Source organism: Candidatus Cloacimonadota bacterium (assembly GCA_011372345.1).
In the GTDB taxonomy this organism is placed as follows: domain Bacteria; phylum Cloacimonadota; class Cloacimonadia; order Cloacimonadales; family TCS61; genus DRTC01.
In genome coordinates, this window is the sequence record DRTC01000180.1 from 1 (window position 1) to 1,981 (window position 1,981).

General features: G+C 37.9%; 2 protein-coding genes. Both read right to left on the reverse strand.

The window, feature by feature from the left end; genetic code table 11:
- A partial coding sequence (locus ENL20_03520; protein ID HHE37626.1) for a right-handed parallel beta-helix repeat-containing protein occupies window positions 1-909 on the reverse strand: 909 nt, incomplete at its 3' end.
- 529 nt (window positions 910-1,438) lie between these two features.
- On the reverse strand, window positions 1,439-1,981 hold a 543-nt coding region (locus tag ENL20_03525; protein ID HHE37627.1), incomplete at its 5' end, for a T9SS type A sorting domain-containing protein.

Here is a 1,981-nt window from a genome sequence, read left to right on the forward strand (position 1 = left end):
ACCTGGATTTTGCGGTTCTAAATTGGAAGTAAAGGTGATATGTTCGGAAGGAGTTCCGTCTGCGATAAGTGTTCCTTGAATCTGTAACTGATAATTACCATTGAACCTGATCTCACAATCCGGGTCGATAGTTAAACTGTCTTCATTATCGACAGTGATATTGCCGCCGATAACATAAGGAACATTATGATCCAACCAGGTTCCGGTATAGACTGTTGCTGAATAAATGTATACTGAATTGTAAGTGTTTCCCGAAATGGTCATTGTTCCGGTTATATCTTTGACATTATTGGCATAAGTTGCGATCGCATAACTGCCGTTGTTCAGGATGGAGCAATCACTGATATCCGGATAAGAACTTGTAGAATTACAATAAATTCCGTAAGTAGTATTGTTTTGAATGATGCAATCGGAAATGGTCGGAGAACTGGAATTGTTCAGATAAATTCCCGCAGTTCCGCTTTGTTCGATGGTGCTGTTCGTGATCACTACATTTGTTCCGGAGTTATACATCAGGATGTTCCCATAAGCCAGACCACCATAACGAATGTCACAATAATTGAGAAGACAGCCTGCATCGGCACCATTGAAATAGATGTAATCCCAATCTCCGGCAGCTGGAGTTCCCGCATTGGATGTGATCGTGATATGGCTTCCTGATGTTCCATTGGCAGAGAGAACACCATAAATTGTGAATATATAATCACCATTGAATTTAACAGTGCAACCTGCCTGAATGGTTAAAGTAATCCCATTCGCAACTGTTAGATCACCTGTAATATGATGCGGACTACCTCCGACATACCAGGTTTCATTTGATGAAATCGTTCCGCTGTGGTCTGTTGCGAAAATTTGGAATGATAATAAGATCACTCCGATCAACATAACTAAACATTTTGTTTTTTGCATTTTAAGACCCCCTTTAATTTTTTTGCAACTAACAAAAACTATCTTTTTGGGAGTGCATCAACTGCGTTGATGCATAAAACAACACGGTTATTTTACTCCACATTCTCAAACAGGACGGTTTGAGTTACTGTAGTTCAAAACTTGTTTTGAATCCTTTCACTTTTATAGAACTTTCCGAATCATAGTAATAAGAATTTCTTTGGGGAAAGCTTCGGAAAGTATCCCTGTAACACATTTTTGCAAAATGTGAAATTTCTCACAGAATGCAATTCTGTGCTACCTTGTTCACATATAAAAATTTTGATTGAAAACGAATAGTTAATTTGAGTAGGATTTTTCGTTTCGAACATGCAATCTATCAAGTCAGAACAGGATGAAATTCAGTTTCAATTCCGAAAACAATATTTCCAGATCCATCAGGAACATAAATTCAATCTATGTGATAATCCAGTCAAGAAAATTAATTTTAATAAAAAAAGCCGAAGAATATTCTCCGGCTTTCTTTTGTTTTCATACGATCATCTAAAGATTATTTGAGCAGTAACATTTTTTTCACTGCTTTATAATTTTCGGTTTCCAATTTGTAGAAATAAATTCCTGAGGAATATCCGGTTGAATTCCATTTATAATTCCTGTTTCCCGGTTCAAACTGTACATTTTCTACTTGCTGTCCTTTAATATTGAAGATCGTTAGATTTCCGATCTCTCCTTCCCTGATGGCAAAAAAGATAGTTGTCGGATCATTCTTGGAATGGAAAGGATTCGGGAAGTTTCCGATGAGGGCTGTATGTTCAGGGAATTCTTCCGGTTCGATATCTTCCGGGATGGTCAGTTCTATTGGTCCGTAAATATCGGTTTGACTGGAAGAATTAACACTTTCGAGCCAATACCAGTAAGTATTTGTTGGAACAACCTCATATCCGTCTGTGAACTCATAATCGGTCGGTTCGGTTGTAGTTCCAGCTCCTGAAATCATCTGCTGATTGATCTGGTCAGACTGCTCGATTATTTCTGATTCACTTCGATAAACATTCCAGCCGAGATTATCTGTTTCACTTTGCGTTGTCCAATA